We start from the raw sequence: 23663 nt of genomic DNA, 5'->3' as shown, positions 1-23663 counted from the left end.
GAGCAAGCGGCGCGAGGACGCGAGCGCGTGTGAGAGACGCGAGCAAAGCGGCGCGAAGGCAAGGGCTCGGGAGAGATGCGCGAGTGCGAGGGCGGCGCGAGCGAGCGGCACGAGAGCTGAAGCGCATGCGACAGAAGCGAAAGCGGGAGCGCGTGCGAGGGCGGTGCGAGACGCGAGAGCGGGGCGCGGGTGCGGGAACTGACCGACGAGATCGTGGTCAACCACTGCCCACCGCCCGCCGCATCCCCATCACCGCCGAGCGACGTGCGCATCCCGAACCGCCACGTCGCCGACACGGCCCGGCACCCCGACGGCCGACTCGCCGTGATCACCTGGTCCTCGCCGAAGATCGACCCCGGCCTGCTCAACCCCGCCCTCCACGTGGTCGACAACGGCAAGGTCACCGACCTGGGCCCGACCGCGGCCGACGCCGGCAACCCGGTGTGGTGGGGCGACGAGATCGTGTACCTGGCCCTGACGCCGCCGCACCTGCAGGGCGGCAACGCCGTCTTCGACCAGCGCCACCGCAACCTCACCGCGGGCATGCAGGCCTGCCCCGTCGAGCTCGTCCAGGACGACGGCGACGCGCCGATCATGGTCGTCGCCACCGGGCTGGACACCGAGTTCCACCGCCTCGGCCAGGGTCTGCTCGGCCGCATCACGGGCGCGCACCGGCCGCGGGGTGGTCATGCGCGGCGACCCGAAGGCATCCGGTGGGGCGCGCAGGAACGCGTGCGCTACCAGGCCGAAGACGGGCTCGACCTCGATGGGCTGCTAGTGCTGCCGCCAGGTAGAGCGCGGCGGGACGGTCCGTTTCCGCTCATCACCCTCGTGCACGGCGGTCCCTACGACCGCTGGTCAGACGACTTCCAGCTGCACTGGGTGCCGTCGGCGCAGTGGTTCGCGCATCAGGGGATCGCGAGTTTCCTGCCCAACCCCAGGGGAAGCCTCGGCCGCGGCCACGAGTTCGCCGTCGCGGCGGAGAAGCGTGTCGGGCAAGAGGAGTGGCACGACATCGAGTCCGGCATCGATCTGCTGGTAGAACACCAAATCGCGGACCCGGACCGGCTCGGTATCGCGGGCTGGAGTCACGGCGGGTTCATGGCCGCCTGGGCGACGACCCGGACGCAGCGGTTCAAGGCGGCGCTCGTGGGCGCGGGGATTTCCGACTGGCCCAGGCAGATCGCGAAGGGTGAGTGGGGCGCGTTCGAGGCGGCGCTCGGGGACGGGCCGGAGCACAGTCCGCTCACGTATGCGGACCGGATCAGCACGCCGATGTTGATCGTGCACGGTGCGGAGGACACCAATGTGCCCTTGGAGCAAGCAGAGCTGTTGCACCGGGCGGTGGGGCACTCCGAGCTCGTCGTCTATCCGGGCGAGGGGCACTCGCTGCGGCGGCGTGAGCACAGGCTGGATCTGCTGAACCGAACCAGAAGGTTGTTCGCGAAGCTCTGAGGTTTGCGCGCAGCCTGCGCAAGCCTTGCGAAAGCTGTGCAAACGCGCAGCAAGCCGGTGCAAGCGAGCGTATCGAGATCAAATCAATTTATTGCGCACGTTCGGGCTCGAACCGACGACACGACACGACGAGCTGCCGCTGGTGATCGCCCCTGCGGCGCCCAGCACCGGGTTCAGGTACCCGAACCGGGACACATCTTTCCTGTTCAGAGGGCGATGTCGCAAATTTGCGCAATCACGTCGAGATATTGCGGTAATCTGCTAGTCACTTCTACGGTGAGGCGCGCCACACCCCCTCGCGTCCCCACCGAGAAGGGCCAAGCACGCCATGTCATCGACGACACGCGCTCGCTCCCTGCTAGCCCCCTTAGTCGCACTCATCACCACCGCGGCCACGCTGACCGTCTCCCCTGCCGCACACGCCGCAGCGGTCAGCGTGGACCTGCAGAAGCAGACCCGCATCGGCCAGGTCGCGCTCAAAGCGTCCCGTGACGGCACGGAGACGTTCGCCGTGCAGACGAGTCTCGACGGCAGAGGCTGGTCGACGCTCGTCGCGGAACAGCCGCACACCTTCAAGAACGGCAAGGTGACGTTCCAGGTCGACCCGACGCTCGCCCGGCACGTCCGCGCCACCAAGACGACGGCCAGGCTGGAGGTCGAGGAAGCCGCCGCCAGTGCCAAGTTGCAGGCGAGCTTCAGCGCCAGCAGCGTCAACCAGGGCTACACCCCCAACAACGTGGGTGACGGCAACCAGGGCACGTACTGGGAGAGCGCGAACAACGCGTTCCCGCAGTGGATCCAGGCCGATCTCGGGTCCGCGATCAGGGCCGACCGGGTCGTGCTGAAGCTGCCCGCCGCGGACTGGGGCGCGCGCACCCAGACGTTCGCGGTGCAGGGCAGCACGGACGGCCAGAACTTCACGGATCTCGTGGCGTCCAAGGGGTATGAGTTCAACCCGGCGGCGAGCAACACCGTCACCGTCGACTTCACCGCCGCCACCGCGCGGTACGTGCGGCTGCGGATCACCGGGAACACCGGCTGGCCCGCGGGGCAGCTCAGCGAGTTCGAGGTGCACGGGCCCACGACCGGTGACACGCAGGCACCGAGCGCGCCGGCGGCCCTCGCCTTCACTCAGCCGCAGGCCGGGCAGATCCGGCTGACCTGGAACGCCAGCACGGACAACGTCGGCGTCACCGGCTACGACGTCTTCGCCAACGGCAGCCTGCGCACCACGGTCACCGGCACGACCTACACCGACAGCCAGCCCGACGGGGTGCGGGTGACCTACCACGTGATCGCGAAGGACGCGGCGGGCAACCAGTCCCCCGCCAGCAACTCCGTCACGCGTGAGGGCGCCACCGGCACGAACCTCGCGCAGGGCAAGCCCGTCACGGCCAACCACAACGTGCACAACTTCGTCGCGGCCAACGCCAACGACGGCAACGTCCAGACCTACTGGGAGTCCAACGGCTTCCCCGGCATGCTGACCGTCCAACTGGGATCGAACGCGGACCTGAGCTCGCTCGCGGTCAAACTCAACCCCGACGGCGCATGGGGTGCCCGTACCCAGAACGTCGAGGTCCTCGGCCGCGAACAGAACGCCACCGGCTTCACCAGCCTGGTCGCCGGCCGCGACTACCGCTGGGATCCGGCCAGCGGCAACAGCGTCACGATCGGCGTGAGTGCCAGGGTCGCCGACGTCCAGCTGCGATTCACGTCCAACACCGGCGCGCCCGGCGCCCAGGTGGCGGAGATCCAGGTGTTCGGCACCCCTGCCCCGAACCCCGACCTCACCGTCACCGGCACGTCGTTCACGCCGGCCAGCCCGGTCGAGACCGACCAGATCACGCTCAACGCCACGGTTCGCAACGCGGGCACGGCGGCCAGCATCGCGACCGACGTGACGTTCTTCCTCGGCACCACCGCGGTCGGCACGGCTCAGGTCGGCGCGCTCGCGGCGGGTGCGCAGGCAGGCGTCAGCACCACCATCCCGGCCCGTCCGGAGGGTTCGTACCAGTACACCGCGAAGGTCGACGAGACCAAGAAGGTGGCGGAGCAGGACGAGACCAACAACTCGCGCCTGCACCCCAACGCCCTCGTGGTCACGCCGGTCCCGAGCTCTGACCTGGTCGCGGTGCCGGCCTGGTCGCCGAGCAACCCCAGCAACGGCCAGAGCACCACGTTCACCGTCGCGATCAAGAACCAGGGCACGCTCGCTTCGGCAGCAGGCGCCCACGGCATCACGGTCACCATCCTCAACAGCAGCGGCCAGACCGTCCGCACGCTGACCGGCAGCCACAACGGCACGATCAACGCCGGTGCCACGTCCGCGGCGGTCAACCTCGGCACCTGGCCCGCCGCCGACGGCCGGTACACGGTCCGCACCGTGATCGCGAACGACGGCAACGAGATCCCGGCCAAGCAGGGCAACAACACCAGCGAGCAGTCGTTGTTCATCGGCCGCGGTGCCAGCGTTCCGTGGCAGCACGTGGAGGCCGAGGACGCCACGATCGGTGGTGGCGCGCAGGTGCTCAGTCCGAACAGGACGATCGGTGACCTCGCCGGTGAGGCGTCCGGCCGTCGTGCCGTCACGCTGAACGGCAACGGCCAGTCGGTCGAGTTCACGACGAGCGGGCCGACGAACACCCTGGTCACCCGGTTCTCGATCCCGGACAGCTCGGGTGGCGGTGGCATCACGTCGAACCTCAACGTCTACGTCAACGGCCAGTTCCACAAGGCCATCGACCTGACGTCGAAGTACATGTGGCTCTACGGCAACGAAGCCAGTCCCGGCAACTCACCGGGAGCCGGTGGGCCGCGGCACATCTACGACGAGGCGAACGTCATGCTCAACTCGACGTTCCCGGCGGGCACGAAGATCAAGCTGCAGAAGGACGCGGCCAACACCACGAACTACGCGATCGACTTCGTGAACTTCGAACAGGTGTCGGCGGCCGGAAATCCTGACGCCGCACGCTATGCCGTGCCCGCCGGGTTCTCCCACCAGGACGTGCAGAACGCGCTCGACCGCGTCCGGATGGACACCACCGGCAACCTCATCGGCGTCTACCTGCCCGCGGGTACCTACCAGACGCAGCAGAAGTTCAACGTGTACGGCAAGGCGATCCGGGTCATCGGCGCCGGCCCCTGGTTCACCAGGTTCCAGGCCCCGCTCACCCAGGAGAACACCGACATCGGGTTCGACGCGCAGTCGTCCGCGAGCGGCTCGACGTTCAGCGGATTCGCCGTGTTCGGCAACTACACGCAGCGCAACGACGGGCCGGGCAAGGTGTTCAACTTCGCCGGCGTGCAGAACATGACCATCGAGAACATCTGGGTCGAGCACATGATGTGCCTGTTCTGGGGCAACAACGTCGACAACAACGTCATCAGGGACAGCCGCATCCGCGACATGTACGCGGACGGCCTCAACATGACCAACGGGTCGGCGGGCAACCGGATCTCGAACATCGAGGCCCGGTCGACCGGTGACGACGCGTTCGCGCTGTTCGCCGCCACCGACAACGGCGGAAGCGGCCAGCAGAACAACGTCTTCGAGAACCTGAGCGTGCTGACTCCCTGGCGCGCGGCGGGTCTCGCGGTCTACGGCGGCAAGCTCAACACGTTCCGCAACATCTACGTGGCGGACACGCTGACCTACTCCGCCGTGACGATCAGCTCGCTCGACTTCGGTTACCCGATGGAGGACTTCGGACCGGAGCCGACGACGTTCAGCGGGCTCACCCTGGTGCGTTCCGGTGGACATTTCTGGGGCGCGCAGACGTTCGGCGCGATCTGGATGTTCTCGGCTTCCAAGAAGTACACCGGGATCCGGGTCAGTGACGTCGAGATCATCGATCCGACGTACAGCGGAATCATGTTCCAGACCAAGTACAACGGTGCGGCCGAGAACATCTTCCAGGACACGGTGCTGTCCAACGTGAGCATCTCGGGTGCGCGCAAGAGCGGCGACGAGTTCGACGCCAAGTCCGGGTTCGGCCTGTGGGCCAACGAGATGCCCGAACCGGGCCAGGGTCCCGCCGTGGGTTCCGTGACGTTCAACGGCCTGCGGTTCAGCAACAACTTCCAGGACATCAGGAACACGACCTCCACCTTCACGATCAACATCAACTGATTTCCCTGCCGCGAAGGACAATTCAATGAAAAACACGCTATTGAGGCGTGCGGTGAGTGCTGCCCTTGTCAGCGCCCTCGCACTGTTCGGATTGACACCCACGGCAGGAGCAGCAGTCGTCCGGCTGTCGGCCAACCTGACCTCGTCGAGCAGCAACGGCCCGTACGGCGCAGGAAACGCCGGTGACGGCAACCAGGGCAGCTACTGGGAGAGCACGAACGCCGTGTTCCCGCAGTGGATCCAGGCCGATCTGGGTGCCGCGAAGGAGGTCAGCAAGGTCGTGCTGCGGCTGCCCTCGAACTGGGAGCAGCGCACGCAGACCCTCGCCGTGCAAGGAAGTTCGAACGGTTCGCAGTTCACCGACATCGTGGGCTCCGGCGGGCGGACGTTCTCGCCCGGCTCGAACAACACGGTGACGCTGGACTTCACCGCGACCAGCACCAGGTACGTGCGCGTCACGATCACCGCGAACACCGCGTGGCCCGCGGGTCAGCTCAGCGAGTTCGAGGTGCACGGCGAGTCCGGCCCGGTCGACCCGCCGCCCAACGGCGACAACCTCGCGGCGGGCAAGCCGGTCGAGGAGTCCGGTCACGTGCACAACTTCGTGCCGGGCAACGCCGTCGACGGCAACACCGGCACGTACTGGGAGTCCAACGGCTTCCCCGGTCACCTGACCGCGAAGCTCGGCTCGAACGCCGACGTGACCTCGGTCGTCGTCAAGCTCAACCCGGACGGCGCGTGGGGTGCCCGCACGCAGAACTTCGAGGTGCTGGGCCGGGAATCGAGCGCCACGGCGTTCGCGACCCTGAAGGCGCGGGCGGACTACCGGTTCGACCCGGCCACCGGTAACACCGTCACCATCCCGGTCAGCGGCCGGGCGGCGGACGTGCGGCTGCACTTCTACTCGAACACCGGTGCGCCCGGCGGCCAGGTCGCCGAGTTCCAGGTGTTCGGCGCCTCCGCACCGGCTCCTGACCTCACCGTCACGAACCTGACGTGGACGCCGGCCAGCCCGAGCGAGGCGGACGCGATCCGGCTCACCGCCACCGTGCGCAACGGCGGCACCGTGGCGTCCGGCGCGACGACCGTCAACGTCACGCTCGGCGGCACCGTCGCGGGCACCGCGCAGGTCGCGGGGCTCGCTCCTGGAGCCACCGCCAGCGTCAGCGTCGACGCCGGTCGGCGGGGCGCCGGGTCCTACGCGGCCGCGGCCACGGTGGACCCGGCCAACCAGGTCGCGGAGACCAACGAGGGCAACAACACCTTCACCTCCGGCACTCCCCTGGTCGTCGGCCAGGCGCCCGGACCCGACCTGCAGATCACCGGCATCACGCCGAACCCGTCGTCGCCGGCGGCGGGCCAGCAGGTGACGTTCGCGGTGCAGGTCAACAACCGCGGCACGTCCAACGCCGGTGCCTCGGTGACGCGCGTGGTCGTCGGCAGCAGCACGTTGAACGCCAACACCTCCGCCATCAACGCCGGCCAGACCGTGACGGTCAACGTCGGCACGTGGACCGCCACGAACGGTGGTGCCACGGCCACCGCGACAGCAGACGCGACGGGTCAGGTCGCGGAGACCAACGAGACCAACAACACCGCGACCCAGTCCATTGTGGTCGGACGCGGCGCTTCGGTTCCGTTCACCAGCTATGAAGCCGAAAGCGGCCGCTACCAGGGCACGCTGCTGCAGGCCGACGCGAAGCGCACGTTCGGGCACACCAACTTCGGTTCCGAGTCCTCGGGCCGCAAGTCGGTGCGCCTCGACAGCCAGGGCCAGTTCGTCGAGGTCACCTCGACGGTCAGCACGAACTCGATCGTGGTCCGCAACTCGATCCCGGACGCCGCCGCGGGCGGTGGCCAGGAGGCGACGATCAGCCTGTACGCGAACGACCAGTTCGTGCAGAAGCTGACCCTGTCGTCGCGGCACAGCTGGCTCTACGGCACGACCGACGACCCCGAGGGCCTCACGAACCGGCCGGGCGGTGACGCCCGCAGGTTGTTCGACGAGACCTCACAGCTGCTCGCGAGCTCCTACCCCGCGGGCACCCGGTTCAAGCTCCAGCGCGACGCCGGTGACAGCGCCCAGTTCTACGTCATCGACCTGATCGACCTGGAGCAGGTCGCGCCGGCCGCGCAGAAGCCCGCCGAGTGCGTGTCGATCACGCAGTACGGTGCCACGGCGAACGACCAGACGGACGACACGGACGCGTTGCAGCGCGCCGTGACGGCCGACCAGAACGGGGAGATCCCCTGTGTCTGGATCCCGGAGGGCAAGTTCCGCCAGGAGAAGAAGATCCTGACCGTCTTCAACAGCGGTGGGGACAACCAGGTCGGCATCCGCAACGTCACGATCCGCGGCGCCGGCATGTGGCACTCGCAGCTGTTCTCGCTGATCCAGCCGCAGGACGCCGACACGATCAACCACCCGCACGAGGGCAACTTCGGGTTCGACATCGACGACAACACGCAGATCTCCGACATCGCGATCTTCGGTTCCGGCCGGATCCGCGGCGGTGACGGCGGCGCGGAGGGCGGTGTCGGCCTCAACGGGCGGTTCGGCAAGAACACCAAGGTCACCAACGTCTGGATCGAGCACGCCAACGTCGGTGTCTGGGTCGGCCGCGACTACACCAACCTGCCGGACCGCTGGAACCCCGGCGACGGCCTGCAGTTCAACGGCATGCGCATCCGCGACACCTATGCCGACGGCATCAACTTCACCAACGGCACGCGCAACTCCACGGTGTTCAACTCGTCGTTCCGCACCACGGGTGACGATGCGCTGGCGGTGTGGGCGTCGAAGTACGTGAAGGACCAGAACGTGGATGTCGGCAGCGGCAACGCGTTCCTCAACAACACCATCGCGCTCCCGTGGCGTGCCAACGGAATCGCGATCTACGGTGGTTCGAACAACCGCGCGGAGAACAACATCATCTCCGACACGGCGAACTACCCGGGCATCATGCTGGCGACCGACCACGACCCGTTGCCGTTCGGCGGCACGACGTTGCTCGCCAACAACGCCCTCTACCGCACGGGTGGCGCGTTCTGGGGTGAGGCGCAGGAGTTCGGCGCCATCACGTTGTTCTCCCAGAACCTGGCGATCCCCGGTGTCGTCATCCGCGACACCGAGATCCTCGACTCCACCTTCGACGGCATCCAGTTCAAGGGTGGCGGCAGCGGCATGCCGGACGTGCAGATCACCAACGTCCGCATCGACAAGTCGAACAACGGTGCTGGCATCCTCGCGATGGCCCAGGCCAGGGGTTCGGCGCGGCTGACGAACGTCACGATCACCAACTCCGCCGACGGCGACATCGTCAGGGAGCCGGGGACGCAGTTCGTCATCAACTAGTGGCGTGACACGGCGCTAGATCCGTAGATCACTTTTGGAGCCACCTCCAGCTGGGTATGCCCTGGCTGGAGGTGGTTTCTCATGTCCACTGTCGTGGTCGGGTTCGACGGTTCCGAGCTCGCCGAGCGGGCCGCGTTCTGGGGCGCCGAAGAGTCCTCACGCTGCGGTTCGGACCTGCACGTCGTGCACGCCGTCCGCGCGCCGCTGCCCGAGCCCGTCTTCACCCCCATGTCCGCCCCGATCCCGGAGTTCGTCACCGAGGAGACGATGCGCAAGGCCGCCGAGGATCACCTGGCCGAGCTCGCGACCGAGATCAGGCAGGGCTGGCCAGACCTCCAGGTCACCACGAACGTCCGCATCGGCCGCGCGGTCGACGTGCTCGCCGAGGAGTCCGGCGACCTGCTCGTGCTCGGGTCCTCGGGCCGCACCGGCATCGCCGAGATGGTTCTGGGCTCCACCGCCGCCGAGCTCGTGTCCATCGGCGGCCGCCCGGTCGTCGTCACGCGCACCGGGCCGCTGGACGGCCGTGTCGTCGTCGGCATCGACGGTTCCGAGACTTCCACGGACGCCATCGAGTTCGCCTTCGCGTTCGCCGCCCGGCACGGACGCGAACTGCTCGCCGTCCACGCCTTCAACGACATCGCCTGGGCCGAACTGCCCGAGGGGGACGTCGACCACGTCCGTGCCGACCTCGCGAAGCTGCTCGACGAACAACTGGCGCCGCACGTCGCCCGCCACCCCGAGGTGCACGTGGCACAGGAAGTCGCGTTCAACGCACCCGCACGGGCGTTGCTCCAGGCGGCCGATGGCGCCGCGCTCGTGGCCGTGGGCAGTCACGGCCGTGGCGCGGTGAAGCGTGCAATTCTGGGTTCAGTGAGCCACGCTGTGCTCCACCACGCGCCGTGCCCGGTCGCCGTGGTTCATCGGAGGTGACGCGAGATGCGCGGTTCAACCGTGCTGCTGTGTCTGGTCCTGGCCGGCTGTGCTGGACAGGCGCCGCCACAGGTCCCCGCGTCGAGCACCCCGACGACGGTCACCTCACCCGGCACGTCCACACCGAGCATCCCGGCTCCACTACCACCGTCGTCCGCGCCTCTCAGCACGACGCCGTCACGGGCGTTGGAGCCGGGGATGACAGTGCGCGGCACGGTGTCGGCAGGCGTTGAGTCGGGCTGTCTGGTGCTGAACACGGGCACCGCGCAGTACTTGCTGCTCGGCGCCGACCCCGCGATCGCGGTGGCCGGCGCCGAGATCGAGGTGACGGGCAGGGCCGAGCCGGGCGCGATGACCACCTGCCAGCAGGGCACGCCGTTCCAGGTGACGAAGACCCTGCGGATCAACCCCTGAGCGAGGTGCTTGACCTCGACTTCACTGGAGGTTGAAGACTTGGATCATGACGATCTGGATCTGCGGGACGTGCGGGGTCGAACACCCCGACAGCGCCCGACCTCCGGCGGGTGTCTGCGAGATCTGCGCCGACGAACGGCAATACGTGCCCGAGTCCGGCCAGGTGTGGACGACGCTGGACGAACTGGCCGCTGACGGTCACGAACTGGTGCACCAGGAGGTCGAGCCGGGCGTCCACCGGCTGCACCGGGAACCCGAGTTCGGCATCGGCCAGTGGACGTTCGTGGTCCAGACGCCGCACGGCAACCTGCTGTGGGACCCGCCCAACCACCTCGACCCGCAACTGATCGACAAGATCACCGAGCTGGGCGGCGCCGCGGTGATCGTGGCGAGCCATCCGCACATGTACGGCTCGCAGGTCGGCCTCAGCCACCTGCTCGGCAACGTCCCGGTCCTGGTGCACTCCGCCGACCGGCGGTGGGTGCGGCGGGAGGACCCGGTGATCGGTGAGTGGTCAGGCATCGAGGAGGTGCTGCCCGGCATCACCCTGGTCGAAGCGGGCGGGCACTTCCCCGGCGCCGCGGTCGCCCACATCGCCGCCGGCTCGGACGGAAGAGGCACGCTGCTCGTCGGGGACACCATCGTGCCGGTGCCGGACACGGGCTGGGTGACGTTCATGCGCAGCTATCCGAACAGGATCCCGCTCTCCGCCGGGCTGGTGCAGCGGATCGTGGACCGGCTCGAGCCGTATCCGTTCGAGCGCCTGTACTCGCTGCTGGGCGGCGCGGTGCTGGTCGACGCCAAGGAGGCGGTGCGCCGCTCCGCCGACCGCTACAGCGCGTGGGTCAGCGGAGCGAACGACCACCTCGGGTGACGGTCAGCTCGTCAGGGCCTTGCGCAGGAACGCCGCCGCCTGGGCGATCGCGGCCTCGGCGGCGTGCGTGCCGCGCAGCGCGTTGAGCATCACGAAGTCGTGGATCGCGCCCGCGTATCGGACGGCGGTGACGGGCACACCGGCCTCGCGCAGCTTGTCCGCGTAGGCCTCGCCCTCGTCGCGCAGCACGTCGGCCTCGGCGGTGATCACCAGCGCCTGCGGGAGACCCGCGAGCTGTTCGGTGGTGGCGCGCAACGGGGACGCGGTGATCTCGGCGCGTTCCAGCGGGTTCGTCGTGTACTGGTCCCAGAACCACTGCATGCCGTCGCGGCGCAGGAAGTACCCCTCGGCGAACTGCAGGTACGAGTCGGTGTCGAAGGAAGCGTCGGTCACCGGGTAGAACAGCACCTGGGCCTTCAGCTCGATGTCGCCGCGTTCCTTGGCCTGCAACGTCAACGCCGCCGCCATGTTGCCGCCGACCGAGTCACCGGCGATCGCGACGCGGGTGGTGTCGAGGCCGTACGAAGCGCCGGAAGCCTGGATCCACTGGGCGGTGGCGTAGTTCTGGTTGATCGCGACCGGGTAGCGGGCCTCGGGCGAGAGCGAGTAGTCGGGGAAGACGACGGCCGCGCCCGCGCCGACCGCGAGTTCGCGGACCAGGCGGTCGTGGGTGTGGGCGTTGCCGAACACCCAGCCGGCGCCGTGGATGTAGAGGATGACGGGGAGCTCGCCCGCGACACCGGCAGGCTTGATCACGCGGACCTTGAAGCCGTCCAGCTCCACCCATTGCTCGTCGACCTCGGGCTTCTCGACGGCACCCGACTGCACCTCGTCGACGGCCTTGCGGCCCTCCTCGGGGGCGATCTCGAACAGGAACGGCGGCTGGGCGGTGGCGGCGGCGAACTCGGCGGCGGCGGGCTCGAGGACTGGGCGCTTCATGGCTGCTCCTTCGGATCGGATGCCATAAAGCTATTGCGCGATTAAATCGTGCACAACGTAACCATGACCTCAGCGAGCGTCGGAATAGATTCGGCCCTCGCCGAAGTTCGACGAGGGCCGAACGCTCAGCTCACTCAGGCCACCGTGAAGCCCGTGGTCGCGCCGGTGAAGCCGGTGATCTTGCCGGTCCAACCGCTCTTCTCGTCGCCGTGGTGCACGATCCGGTAGGTGCCGGCGGGCGTGTCCGCCGGGATCTGCCAGGTGATCGTGGCGTTCGAGAAGGCGATGCCGACGCGTTCCCACTTGTAGCGCGTGGACCAGTCACCGTCGTCGGCGACGCGCACCCACTGGCCGTTCACCTGCCGCTGCACCTCGAGGAACGTGTGGTTGCGGTGCAGGTTGTTCTTCGGGTGCCCGGTGACGAAGACGGACGTCACGGTCTCGCCACGCCCGTAGGACGGCTTCGGCGCGATCAGGACGTCGCCGTACTTCTTGTCCGCGGGCTTGTCGTCGAGCACGACACCGGTCTGCAGGTTGATGTCGGTGAACGGCGGCTTGCCGGGGTTCGGGCCGGCCGGCAACGAGGAACCGGCCTTCATCGACGCCGCGAGCTTGCCGAACTCCTGCTGGTACGCGGGCGTGGTGTTGCGGCCGAACAACGTGGAGCCGCCCTCGTACTGCTGCGAGTCGTACTCCTCCGGCGTGGTGACGTACTGGCTGTAGTCGTTGGCGTAGCCCTGGATCAGCACGTTCTGTACCGGCACACCCAGCTCCGAAGCCACCGCCTTGCGGATGCGCAGACCCGCGGTGATCGTGACCTCACCCGGCATCGCGACGAGGTGCAGCTGGCCGATGCGGACGAGCTGCAGCGGCACGATGTTCGGCGTCGCGCCGATCAGACCCGTTGGCACCAAAGAGGCCTTGGGGAACTGGCAGTCCCGCAGCCACTGCGGAACCTCCATCTGCAACGGCTCGAACAGCTTCTTCCACGGCGACTGCATGCCCTCGGAGAAGCCGGGGATCGCCGGGCCGTCCTCGACGCTGCCCGCGATCGTCGACGCGCCAACGACTCCGGAGCACGTGGTGCCGGGCTGGCCGTTCGAGGTGAAGCGGCCGTCGACCTGCACGGCCGACATGTCCACGAACCGCATCCGCGAGTCGACGCCACCGGACACCGCGGCCTGCGGGCCGTGGTAGACCTCCTGCGCCTTGCGGTTCTGGCGCTCGCCGATGATCCGCGTGTTCTCCCACTCGTTCTCGGTGGGGCCGGAACCAGGCTTCAGGTTGAGGTTCGGCGACATGTCGCCGGCGTTGGTGTTCGGGAACGCCGCAACGAAGCCCGCGGTGTTGTCCAGGTACCGCACGCCTTCGTCGTCGTGCTCCCACTGATAGGCCGCGTAACCCTTGTTGTCCGGACTGATCAGCGTGTTCGCGTTGGTGACTGACGTGTTGTGCGTGGCGAACCAGCTGATCGCGCCGACGTCGTCACCGGCCTGCTTGAACTTCAGCACGGTCATCTGCGGGTCGATCCCGGCGGGGAACGCGCCCTTGTCGGGGTTCTTGTCGAACGCGACGCGCGAGCGGTTCACCGACGCGTTCGTGAGCTCCCCGAACCCAAGACTGATCGAACCGGGTTTGAGGTCCTCGTGCGCCTCGACGACCGACTCGGCGATGCCGTCGACCACCGCGGCGAGCGCCTGCGGCTGCATGCCGAGGATCGACAGGTTGTAGGCGAGGTTGTGCGACTGGCCGCCGGGCCCGGAGTGCGTGTGCGTCGCGGACAGCAGCAGGTTCTCGCGGGTGTAGGTGTTGCCGTACTTGGCCTGGAGCTTGCCGAGCACGCCCTCCTGCACCGCGCGGAAGATCATCGCGAGGTCGGCGTTGACGTACGCGACCCGCTTGTTCGTGGTCCGGTCGACCACGACGTACGCCCGCGACCGCAGCCGCTGGGCGATGCCCGTCGTCTTCTGGTCGAACTTGGAGTAGCCCATCATGCCGTTCTCGGCGGCCGGGCCGGTGACGTCGGAGATGCCCCTGCCGACGAGGTAGGGCTCGGGTTCCGCCCACGCGAACGGGCCGCTGACCAGCACCGCACCGGTCAGTGCGGCGACGACCGTCAAGACTTTGGTCCGCATGAGCACCCCGCTAAGTGAATGGGATTCACATTTCGGGTTGAACGGTAGGTGATCCAGACCACTTCGAGCAAGTCACCGCGAGTGCATTGGCGGTGACGACGAGCAAGATTCCAGTCCAATGGTGGAGTTCGAGCGTCTCCCCCAGCACCACGAGCCCCGCGAGTGCCGCCAGCACCGGGTGCACGCTCATCGCCAGCCCGAACAGGCGCGCGGGCACCTTCCTGAGCGCGATCACGTCGACGGCGTACGGCACGACGCTGCAGAACACGCCCGCGCCGACCGCGTAGAGGATCGACATCCCGGTCAGCTTCCCGTGCAGGACGAGCAGCACCACGACCGGGACGTACAGCGTCGCCGACATCGCGGTCGCGACGGCGGGCGCCTGGAGACCCGGCAAACGGGCCCCGACCAGGCGGTTGAGCAGGATGTAGGCGGCCCAGCACCCCGCCGCGAGCAGGCCGAGCCCGACGCCGAGGTAGTCGCTGCTCGGGCCGGGCTGCACCAGCACGTACACGCCGACGGCCGCGATCACCACGAACAGGAAGTCCTGGCGGGTTCGCGACCCGGCCAGCGCGACGCCGAGCGGCCCGAGCACCTCCAGCGTGACGGCGAGACCGAGGCCGATCCGGTCGATCGCCATGTAGAGGCTCAGGTTCATGGTGGCGAACACCAGGCCGAGCGCGATCGTCGGCCACCACTGCGCCCAGGTGAATCTTCGCAGGTTCGGCCGGGCCATCGGGAGCAGCACGGCGGCGGCCACGAACTGGCGCACGGCCACGACACCGGCCGGGCCGATCGTGGCGAACGCGTGGGCGCCCACGGCGGCACCGAGCTGGTTGCTGGCCGCGCTCGCGGTCATCGTCGCGAATCCACCGATGCTCTTCATGCCGTCCAGCCTGCGGTCGCGGCATCGATGCGGGAAATGCATGAGCCGCGTCAGCTATACGCTGGACGCATGGATCTGCGGCAGCTCCGAGCGTTCGTCGCGGTGGTCGACGCGGGCACGTTCACCGACGCGGCAAGGGAACTCGACCTCACCCAGGCCTCGGTGTCCCGCGCGATCGCCGCGCTGGAGTCATCACTGGGTGTTCGTCTGCTGCAACGCTCGACCCGGCACGTCGCTCTGACGTCAACCGGCACCCAGGTGCTCGCCGGGGCGCGGCGGGTGCTGGACGAGGTCGCGCACCTGCACCGGATCGCGTCGCAGTCGTCGACGGAGCTGCGGATCGGTTATGCCTGGTCGGCGCTGGGCAAGCACACCCGGCGCGTGCAGAAGTCCTGGGCCGCACAGCATCCCGGGCTGCCGCTGGTGTTCGTCCAGTCGAACTCGCTGACCGCCGGGCTCGCCGAGGGCACCGCCGACGTCGCGGTCGTGCGGAAGGCGCTCGACGATCCGCGGTTCGAGACGGCGTTGCTCGGCACCGAACGGCGGTACGGCGTCGTCGCGACGGACAACCCGTTGGCGCGCAAGCGTTCGCTGAAGCTGGCGGACCTGGCGCGGTACGGCATCGCGGTCGACGACCGCACCGGAACGACCACATTGGACCTGTGGCAACCGGGCAAGGCACCGGCAGTCGTGCGCAACACGCACAGCGTCGACGAGTGGCTGACGTTGATCGCCGCCGGGCAGGCCGTGGGCATGACGTCCGAGGCCACCGCGAGTCTGAACCCACGGCCGGGTGTGGCGTACCGAGCGGTGGTGGACGCACCGCCGATCCCGGTGTGGCTGGCGTGGTGGAAGGACCAGCCGCCGCAGCACCTGACCGACCTGATCACGCTGGCGTGCGACGCGTATCGAGTGTGAGGAATCGCTGCCAGGACAGGCGAATGAGTGGAAGGTTCTCCCCTCTTGCGCGTCGAAAAGCGCACTTAGGGTGACTTCTCATGGACGGGCTGATGCAACCTCGGCCGCTCACCATCGCGCACATCCTGGAGCGGGCCGAGCGACTCCACGCGCACAAGCTGGTCGTCACGGCCGGAGCAGAGCGGGTCACGTACGCCGAGGTGGCCGAGCAGACCCGGCGCCTCGCCGGCGCGCTGGACTCCCTCGGTGTCCCGGCCGGCGCCCGCGTCGGCACGTTCGCCAGCAACACGCGCCGTCACCTCGAGCTATACCTCGCGGTGCCGGTCACGAAGCGGGTGCTGCACTCGATCAACATCCGGCTTTCGGCGGAGCACCTCGAGTACATCGTCAACCACGCCGAGGACGACGTGGTGTTCGTCGACCGCGCGTTGCTGCCGCGGATCTGGCCCAGCGCCGACCGAATGCAGAAGGTGCGGCACTGGGTGGTGCTGCCTGACGACAGCGACGCGGTGATCCCGGCCGATCCCCGCGTCCTGCTCTACGACGAACTGGTCGCGGGAGCCGATCCGTTCGAGGGCTCGTTCGAGGACTCCTTCACGCTCGCGGACGAGAACCTGGCCTCCGGGCTCTGCTACACGTCAGGGACGACCGGACCGCCCAAAGGCGTGCTCTACAGCCATCGCTCGACGATCCTGCACTGCCTGGGAACGCTCGCGGCCGGGTTCATCGGTCTGTGCGAGAGCGATGTCGTGATGCCGATCGTGCCCATGTTCCACGCCAACGCCTGGGGTCTCCCCTACGGCGCGATGATGACCGGCGCCTCACTGGTTCTCCCCGGTCCTTCTTCGGATCCGGACCACCTGCTGCGGTTGATGGAGACCGAGCGGGTCACCGTCGCCGGCGCCGTGCCGACGGTGTGGACGAGCCTGGTTCCCGGACTGCGATCGCACGACCTCAGCGCCACGCGGTTCCTGCTCGGCGGCGGCTCCGCGATCGCCCCGGCGCTGTCGGAGGCCTACCGCGACGCGCTCGGCGTGCCCATCACGCACTCCTGGGGCATGACGGAGATCAGTCCGGTCGGGACGATCGGCGGCACCCGCACCCGGCACCGGGACGCGACCACGCGGGAACAGGTGGCGGTGCGGGCCTCCCAGGGCCAGCCGCTGCCGCTCGTGCGCCTGCGGATCGCCGACGTCGAGACCGGCGTGGAACTCCCGCGCGACGGCAAAGCGGTCGGAGAACTCCAGGTCGCGGGCCCGTGGGTGTCGGATGCCTACTTCCTGGTGGACTCCGGGGACAGCTTCACCGCCGACGGCTGGCTGCGGACCGGCGACCTCGCCACCCTCGACGGCGACGGTTACCTGCGGCTCGTGGACCGGATGAAGGACCTGATCAAGTCCGGCGGCGAGTGGATCTCCTCGGTCGAACTGGAGAGCGCCATCGCCTCGCACTCCGACGTCGTCGAGGTGGCCGTGGTCGCCCGCCCGGACCCGCGGTGGGTGGAGCGTCCCGTCGCCTACGTCGTGCTGCGTGAGGGAAGCGCCGCCACGGGTGAGGAACTCATGCGGCACATCACGCCGCTGGTCGCCAGCTGGTGGCTGCCCGACGAGGTCATCTTCCGGACCACGTTGCCCAAGACCGGCACCGGAAAACTGTCGAAGAGCGCCCTGCGCGACTCGGCCTAGTGTCCTGAGTCGCAAGTTCGCAGCCAGTCATCCCGTCTGGCTGGGTGGCGTCTGCAAGTACCGCCAACTCTTGATCAAATCGCCTGTAACTACACCCAACAAGCAGGTCCGCGGTCCGTGACCGCCGGAGCACGCCGGCCGGTTGGGTGTAGTTACACGCCCGATGATCTTGAGTTGGTGGTACTTGCACACGCCACAAGCTGACCGTGAACCAGCGACTCAGGACACTAGGTGAGGTTCCGCAACCGGTACAGCTGAAGCCCTAGTTGCAGCTCCAGGTCGTTCTCCGTGCGCCAGTCGGCACCGAGGACGTCACTGACCCGGTCCAGTCGCTTGAGGAGCGTGTTGACGTGCACGTGCAACGCGCGTGCGGTCGCCGCGACGTTCGCACGGTGGTCGTAGTAGGCGCCAAGGGTTCCGACGAGATCGGTACCGCGCCGTAGGTCGTAGCCGACGAGCGGGCCCACGGAGGTGTCGAGGAAGCGATCGAGCTCGCTGACCCGGTCCACGTCGAAGATCAACGCGTAGAGGGCGTACCGGCCGGTCGTGACGCCGCGATCGGTGTGCCCGAGCGCCCGCATGACCGCGCCGCACCGGCCGGCCAGGGTGAACGCACGCGCCCAGTCGTGGTTGACCGCACGCTCCCCCACGACGATGACGGGTGCGCCCGACGCGCGCCGCAGCCGCCGGTGGACCTCCTCGACGGTGCGGTCGTCGTCCGCGCTGGGCACGATCATCGTGGCCCGGCCGAGGTGTTCGCCCGCCAGTCCTGAACGGTCCCTGGCGATGTCGTGCAGGTGGCGCACGAGGTCGGTGGAGGACGCCGGCGAGTCCGCGACGAGGACCAGGTTCAGCCGGTCGGCGTCGATCTGACGGGCCTGGACGCGCGAGCGCTGGGACGGGCTGATGCCGGGGCTGCCGACCATCAGCTCGGTCAGCAGTTCGCCGCTGAGCCGTTCGTTCGCGTCGGCCACGGCGCGTTCCTTGAGGATCAGCAGGCCGAGGATGTGCGTGGCCCGTTCGAGTGTGCGCAGGTCCATGTCGTCCGAGACGCCACGCTCCCGCACCGCTTCGCGACTCCACGACAGCGCGCCGAGGTAGCTGTCACCCGCCCGGATCGGAGCCACGCTGTGCGCGACCCCCTCGGCGTCGACCGAGGTCGTGACGCGGCCGGAGTGATGTCCGGCAGCCCTGTCGAGCACGATCACGTTGCCACCGAGCTGCCCGGCGAGGAGCTGCGCGACGTCGTCCGGCGTGCCTCCCTCCAGCACCACACCTGTCAGGGTCTCGTGGATCGCCTGCGCCCGTTCGACGACGGTCATGTGTTCTTGCAGGTCCTGCAACGCTTTCCGGCTCTTCTCGTAGAGACGGGCGTTGTCCAGCGCTACCGCCGCGTGATCGGCGAACGCGCTCAGCAACGCGATCTCGCCCGCGTGGAACGACCGCTCGGAGCGGTACGCGGCGAACAGCGCGCCCACCACCTCGTCCCGGATCACCAGCGGCACGCCGAGCAGCGCGACCAGGTCCTCGGTGCCGACCAGCAGGTCGAAGCCAGCGTCGTGGTCGATGAGGGTCGAGGCGGCGTAGTTGCGCACCCACTGCGGGCGCCGGGTGGCCAGCACCTTGCCGCCGAGGCCGACGCCGGCCGGGATGGTGGCGCTCAGGAACGCGGCGGAGATCGTGCCCTCCGCCGCGCGGGCCGACAGCCTGCCGTCCGCGACCAGCGAGAGGTAGGTGAAGTCCGTGCCCATCAGGTCGTGGGCGTGGCGGACGATCGACTGCAGCACGTCGTCGAGCTCGCCGAGAGCGGTGAGCGACTTCGCCGTCGCGTACAACGACGCCAGCTCGCGCTGCCGGCGCACGAGCTCGTGCGACTCACTCGGATCGATGGTCACGGCGCGATTGTGCCCCAGCCACCGGTGGTGGAAAGGCCCACCGAATCAACGCGAGGGGTGTGTGATCCAGACCTCAGCCACGGGGTGTCCCCGCCCTAGCATTGGCCGTCATCACCTGCCGGTTCATCGACGAAGGCGGCATGTATGGCAACCCCTCTGGCACAGCCCGAAGAACAGTCCACGACCCGGCGCCGAGGCTTCCGCAAGCTGCTGACCGTCGGGCTGATCGGGAGTTCGATCGAGTGGTACGACTTCTTCCTCTACGGCACCGCGGCCGCGCTGGTGTTCCCCAAGGTGTTCTTCCCGCAGTCCTCTGCGCTGACCGGGACCCTGCTCGCCTTCAGCACGTTCTGGGCGGGGTTCGTGGCGCGGCCGATCGGCGGCGTGCTGGCCGGGCACTTCGGTGACAAGTACGGGCGCAAGCCGGTCGTCGTCACGTGCCTCGCACTCATGGGAGCCGCGACCTTCCTGATCGGCTGCCTCCCCACGGCTTCGGCCGTGGGCGCGCTGGCGCCGATCCTGCTGGTGACGCTGCGCTTCCTGCAAGGGCTCGCGGCAGGCGGCCAGTGGGGCGGCATCATGCTGCTGCTCACTGAGTCGGCGAGCCCCAAACGGCGCGGGTTCGCTGGAACCTTCGGGCAGACCAGCGTTCCCGTCGCCGTGATCATCTCGAACCTGATCTTCGTGGCGGCCAGTGGCCTGATGCCGAACGACGCGTTCCTCAGCTGGGGCTGGCGGATCCCGTTCCTGTTCAGCGTCGTGATGTTCGCGGTGGTCCTGTACATCCAGTCCAAAGTGGAGGACACCCCGGAGTTCCGCAAGCTGCAGATGGAGGTGTCGCGGCCGGAACGCGCCGTGGTCAGGGCGCCGCTCGCGCAGGTCATCAAAAGCAGGTGGGGCACGATCCTGCTCGCCTGCGGGATCCTCTCGGCCACCAACAGCCTCTTCTACGTCAGCATCGCCGGACTGCTGAACTACGGCACCACCTCTCTCAAGCTCGACCGCGACGGACTGCTGGCGGTCGTGCTGCTCAGTTCCGTGGCGATGCTCGCGGTCCTGCCATGGGCCGGACATGTCTCCGACCGGATCGGGCGCCGTCCGCTGATCCTCATCGGCGGCCTCGGCGTCGCTCTGTGGGGCTTCCCGTACTTCGGGCTCGTCAACACCGCGTCGCTGCCGCTGATCTTCGTCGCCGTGGTGGTGGGATTCATCTTCCAGAGCCTCACCTACGGCCCGATCGCCAGCTTCCTCGGCGAACTGTTCGCGCCCAACGTCCGCTACTCCGGCGCGTCGCTGTCCTACCAGCTGTCCGCGATCATCATCAGCGGAGGCACGCCGTTCCTCATGACAGCGCTCATCGCGCAGACCGGCAGCACCGTCCCGGTCGCCGCCTACATCACGGCCATGGGGCTGATCACCTTCGTCAGCGCGTGGTTCCTGCCCGAGACCAACCCCGCAGAGGTCCGCGAAGAGCCGCTGGCCGTTCCCGGCACACACCTCTACCGCTGAAAAGGAGTCCGGCGTGAGGCTCGCCCTGCTTTCGACCGCGCTTCTGTTGCCAGCAATGACTTTTCTCGGCGCTGCACCGGCAAGCGCGACGACCTCGTGCGCCGAGCTGAACCAGGTGAAGATCCCGGCCTCGGTCATCAGCCTGCCGACCACCGGCGGCCGCGTGACGGCGGCCGCCGTCACGTCCAGTGTCGTGAGTGGACAGACGATCGAGTACTGCCAGGTCGACGCCGACCTGTACCCCGTCGACCGCTCCGCGCCCGCCATCAAGATGCGCGTCGCCCTGCCGCACGGCTGGAACGGCAAGGCGTTGATGTTCGGTGGCGGCGGTTACAACGGCACGATTCCCGCCTTGACGGGGAACGTGCCGTTCGCCGCCGCCGACGCGCTGGCACCCTTGGCGCGGCGGTACGCGACGTTCGCGAGCGACTCCGGTCACCAGCAGGGTCCGGGATCGGTTCCGTCGCTGGACGGGGCGTTCGGCGTGAACGACGAGGCGGTGCGGAACTTCGCCGCCGGGGACGCGTTGAAGAAGACGCACGACGCGAGCCTGTTCCTGATCCGGCGCGCCTACGGCCGCAACCCTGCCGAGACGTACTTCGCGGGCGGCTCGACGGGTGGCAGGGAAGCGCTCATCGTCACTCAGCGCTGGCCGCGGGCGTTCGACGGCGTGATCTCGGGCTTTCCCGCGTGGAACAACCTCGCCGAGGTCCTGGACCTGGGGTACCTGACCCAGATCCTGTCCCGCCCCGGCGCGTTCCCCGGTCCCGCGAAGCAGACGTTGTTGTACGACAGCGTGATCGCCGCGTGCGACGGCCAGGACGGTGTGCTGGACCGGGTCGTGTCGAATCCGCGCTGCCACTTCGACCCTCGCGTCCTGCGCTGCCCGGACGGCGCCGACACCGGTCCGGCCTGCCTGTCCGATCCGCAGATCGGGGCCGTGACCGCCATGTCCACACCGTTCCGGTGGCCGTACCGGGTCGCCAGCGGTGAGACCCAGTACCCCGGTTTCCCGTTCCTCTCGGGCGCGGACATGCGGACGCCGTTCCTCGGGTTCGGCACCACTGCCCCTGCCAACCCGATGCCGGTCACGAGCGGGTACGGGATGCAGTACTGGGACCAGTGGGTGAAGTACTTCCTGACCCGCGACCCCGGCTTCAACTCACTCGACCTCGATCCCCGGCGTCCCGGCAAGTGGCTCGACCGGATCAGCCACCTCTCGACGATCCAGGACCGCAACAACGTGAACCTCGGCCCGTTCGCGCGCTCCGGCGGCAAACTGATCATGCTCCACGGCGCCGCGGACGAGCTGGTGTCCCACCGCTCGACGAACGACTACTACCAGCGGGTGCGCGATCGCCTGGGTCCTTCGACGACCGATCGGTTCATGCGGTACTACCTGGTGCCAGGGGCCAATCACGCGAACTTCGGCACACCGGCGTTCGCCGCCGGGTGGGACTCGCTCTCGGCGCTCGAACACTGGGTCGCGAAAGGACAGTCGCCGGCGAACCCGGTCGTGGCCGACACGACCCACGACCGCACTCGTCCGCTGTGCGAATACCCGGCCTGGCCCCGGTACCGCACAGGAGATCCGGACAGCGCGTCGAGCTTCGTCTGCACGCGTTGACGTGGTGCTCAGCGGGTGAAGATCTCGTGCACCACCGCGATCAACGCCCTGGAGGCGGCGCTGGGCGTCCGGTCCGCCGGTCGCGCGAGCCCGATCGGCCACCGCAGGTCGGCGCCGGTCACGCTCAGCGTCGTCACGCCCCGCGCGTCCCCGAGGATGTAGTTGGGCAGCAGGGCCACGCCGAGGCCGTGCCGGACGTAGTCGACGCCGGTGTAGATGTCCGACATCTCCAGCGTCACCCGGCGAGGAACGGACGCCGCCGCGAACGCCCGGTCGGCCACGGCCCGGTTGCCGTAGCCGACCGGCGAGTCGATGAAGTCCAGTCCGGCCAGGTCGCCGATCGTCACCTCGGCCTTGCGGGTCAGCGGGTGGTCGTGCGGCACGACCAGGTCCATCACCGAGTGCGTGAGCTGGTCGAGGACGATCCCGTCCGGCACCTCGCCCGGCAACGACGCGAACGCCAGGTCGAGCTTGCGGTCCAGCAGCTGTTCGACCAGCCCCAGCGAGCCCCCGGTCGCCGCCCTCGTCCGCACCAGCACACCGGGGTGGCGGCGGTGGAACTCGCCGAGCAGCGCGGGCAGGTCGATCAGGGTCATCGACGTGAGCGTGCCGAGCCGGACCGTGCCGGTGAGCCCGCCCTGCACCTGTGCCACCGCCTCTTTCGCCTCGGTGGCGGCATCCAGCACGGCCTGGGCCTTCGGCAGCAGCGCCTCGCCCGCGTCGGTCAGCAGCACCCGTTTGGAGTTGCGGTCGAGCAGGGTGGCGCCGAGCTCGCGTTCGAGGGTCTTGATCGCGGCGGACACGGCGGACTGCACGACGTGCACGCGGGCGGCCGCGCGGGTGAAGTTGCCCTCCTCCGCGACCGCGACGAAGTACTCGAGCTGACGCAGGTCCACACCAGCA

15 protein-coding genes are annotated in these 23663 nt (G+C 68.6%); 10 read left to right on the top strand and 5 right to left on the bottom strand.

Annotation, left to right across the window (positions count from 1 at the left end):
* Positions 1-189 precede the first annotated feature (189 nt).
* The 6 genes from ACWGE0_RS29515 to ACWGE0_RS29490 all read left to right on the top strand — a co-directional run bounded on the left by ACWGE0_RS29515 (position 190) and on the right by ACWGE0_RS29490 (position 11166).
* Entirely contained in the window at positions 190-1455 is a 1266-nt protein-coding gene (locus tag ACWGE0_RS29515; protein ID WP_452264161.1) for an alpha/beta hydrolase family protein, read from the top strand.
* A 328-nt stretch (positions 1456-1783) separates the two neighbouring features.
* Complete coding sequence (locus ACWGE0_RS29510; RefSeq protein WP_452264160.1) at positions 1784-5590, top strand: discoidin domain-containing protein; 3807 nt, start codon at positions 1784-1786, stop codon at positions 5588-5590.
* 52 nt (positions 5591-5642) lie between these two features.
* Entirely contained in the window at positions 5643-8945 is a 3303-nt protein-coding gene (locus ACWGE0_RS29505; RefSeq protein WP_452264159.1) for a CARDB domain-containing protein, read from the top strand.
* Between the two features lie 81 nt (positions 8946-9026).
* Positions 9027-9878, top strand: a complete 852-nt coding sequence (locus ACWGE0_RS29500) for a universal stress protein (protein WP_452264158.1) — start codon at positions 9027-9029, stop codon at positions 9876-9878.
* A gap of 6 nt (positions 9879-9884) precedes the next feature.
* The gene (locus ACWGE0_RS29495) at positions 9885-10292 is read left to right on the top strand and encodes a hypothetical protein (protein ID WP_452264157.1); all 408 of its coding nucleotides are present in this window, start codon (positions 9885-9887) and stop codon (positions 10290-10292) included.
* A 46-nt stretch (positions 10293-10338) separates the two neighbouring features.
* Entirely contained in the window at positions 10339-11166 is an 828-nt protein-coding gene (locus tag ACWGE0_RS29490; protein ID WP_452264156.1) for a hydrolase, read from the top strand.
* A gap of 3 nt (positions 11167-11169) precedes the next feature.
* Here the strand turns inward: ACWGE0_RS29490 and ACWGE0_RS29485 are convergent, their stop codons facing one another.
* From ACWGE0_RS29485 to ACWGE0_RS29475, 3 genes are all read right to left on the bottom strand, one after another.
* A complete protein-coding gene (locus ACWGE0_RS29485) occupies positions 11170-12105 on the bottom strand; it encodes an alpha/beta hydrolase (RefSeq protein ID WP_452264155.1) in 936 nt (311 codons plus the stop codon).
* A 134-nt stretch (positions 12106-12239) separates the two neighbouring features.
* On the bottom strand, positions 12240-14240 hold the full coding sequence (locus ACWGE0_RS29480; RefSeq protein WP_452264154.1) for a neutral/alkaline ceramidase: 2001 nt from the start codon (positions 14238-14240) through the stop codon (positions 12240-12242).
* A gap of 25 nt (positions 14241-14265) precedes the next feature.
* Complete coding sequence (locus tag ACWGE0_RS29475) at positions 14266-15126, bottom strand: EamA family transporter (RefSeq protein WP_452264153.1); 861 nt, start codon at positions 15124-15126, stop codon at positions 14266-14268.
* A 69-nt stretch (positions 15127-15195) separates the two neighbouring features.
* Between ACWGE0_RS29475 and ACWGE0_RS29470 the strand changes: the two genes are divergently transcribed.
* On the top strand, positions 15196-16044 hold the full coding sequence (locus ACWGE0_RS29470; RefSeq protein WP_452264152.1) for a LysR family transcriptional regulator: 849 nt from the start codon (positions 15196-15198) through the stop codon (positions 16042-16044).
* A gap of 80 nt (positions 16045-16124) precedes the next feature.
* Positions 16125-17729 carry a long-chain fatty acid--CoA ligase gene (locus ACWGE0_RS29465; RefSeq protein ID WP_452264151.1) on the top strand — a complete coding sequence of 535 codons (1605 nt, stop codon included), beginning with the start codon at positions 16125-16127 and terminating at the stop codon, positions 17727-17729.
* Between the two features lie 227 nt (positions 17730-17956).
* On the opposite strand, the gene ACWGE0_RS29460 is transcribed toward ACWGE0_RS29465, so the two are convergent.
* Complete coding sequence (locus tag ACWGE0_RS29460) at positions 17957-19624, bottom strand: helix-turn-helix domain-containing protein (protein WP_452264150.1); 1668 nt, start codon at positions 19622-19624, stop codon at positions 17957-17959.
* Between the two features lie 144 nt (positions 19625-19768).
* Between ACWGE0_RS29460 and ACWGE0_RS29455 the strand changes: the two genes are divergently transcribed.
* Positions 19769-21133: an MFS transporter gene (locus ACWGE0_RS29455; RefSeq protein WP_452264149.1), complete on the top strand. Its 1365-nt coding sequence runs from the start codon at positions 19769-19771 to the stop codon at positions 21131-21133.
* 55 nt (positions 21134-21188) lie between these two features.
* Entirely contained in the window at positions 21189-22760 is a 1572-nt protein-coding gene (locus tag ACWGE0_RS29450; protein ID WP_452264148.1) for a tannase/feruloyl esterase family alpha/beta hydrolase, read from the top strand.
* Positions 22761-22768: 8 nt separating this feature from the next.
* Here the strand turns inward: ACWGE0_RS29450 and ACWGE0_RS29445 are convergent, their stop codons facing one another.
* Entirely contained in the window at positions 22769-23656 is an 888-nt protein-coding gene (locus ACWGE0_RS29445) for a LysR family transcriptional regulator (protein ID WP_452264147.1), read from the bottom strand.
* Positions 23657-23663 lie beyond the last annotated feature (7 nt).

This window comes from Lentzea sp. NPDC054927 (assembly GCF_053610285.1).
Note: the sequence above shows the minus strand (reverse complement) of the source record. Positions and strands in the feature narration are given on the sequence as shown.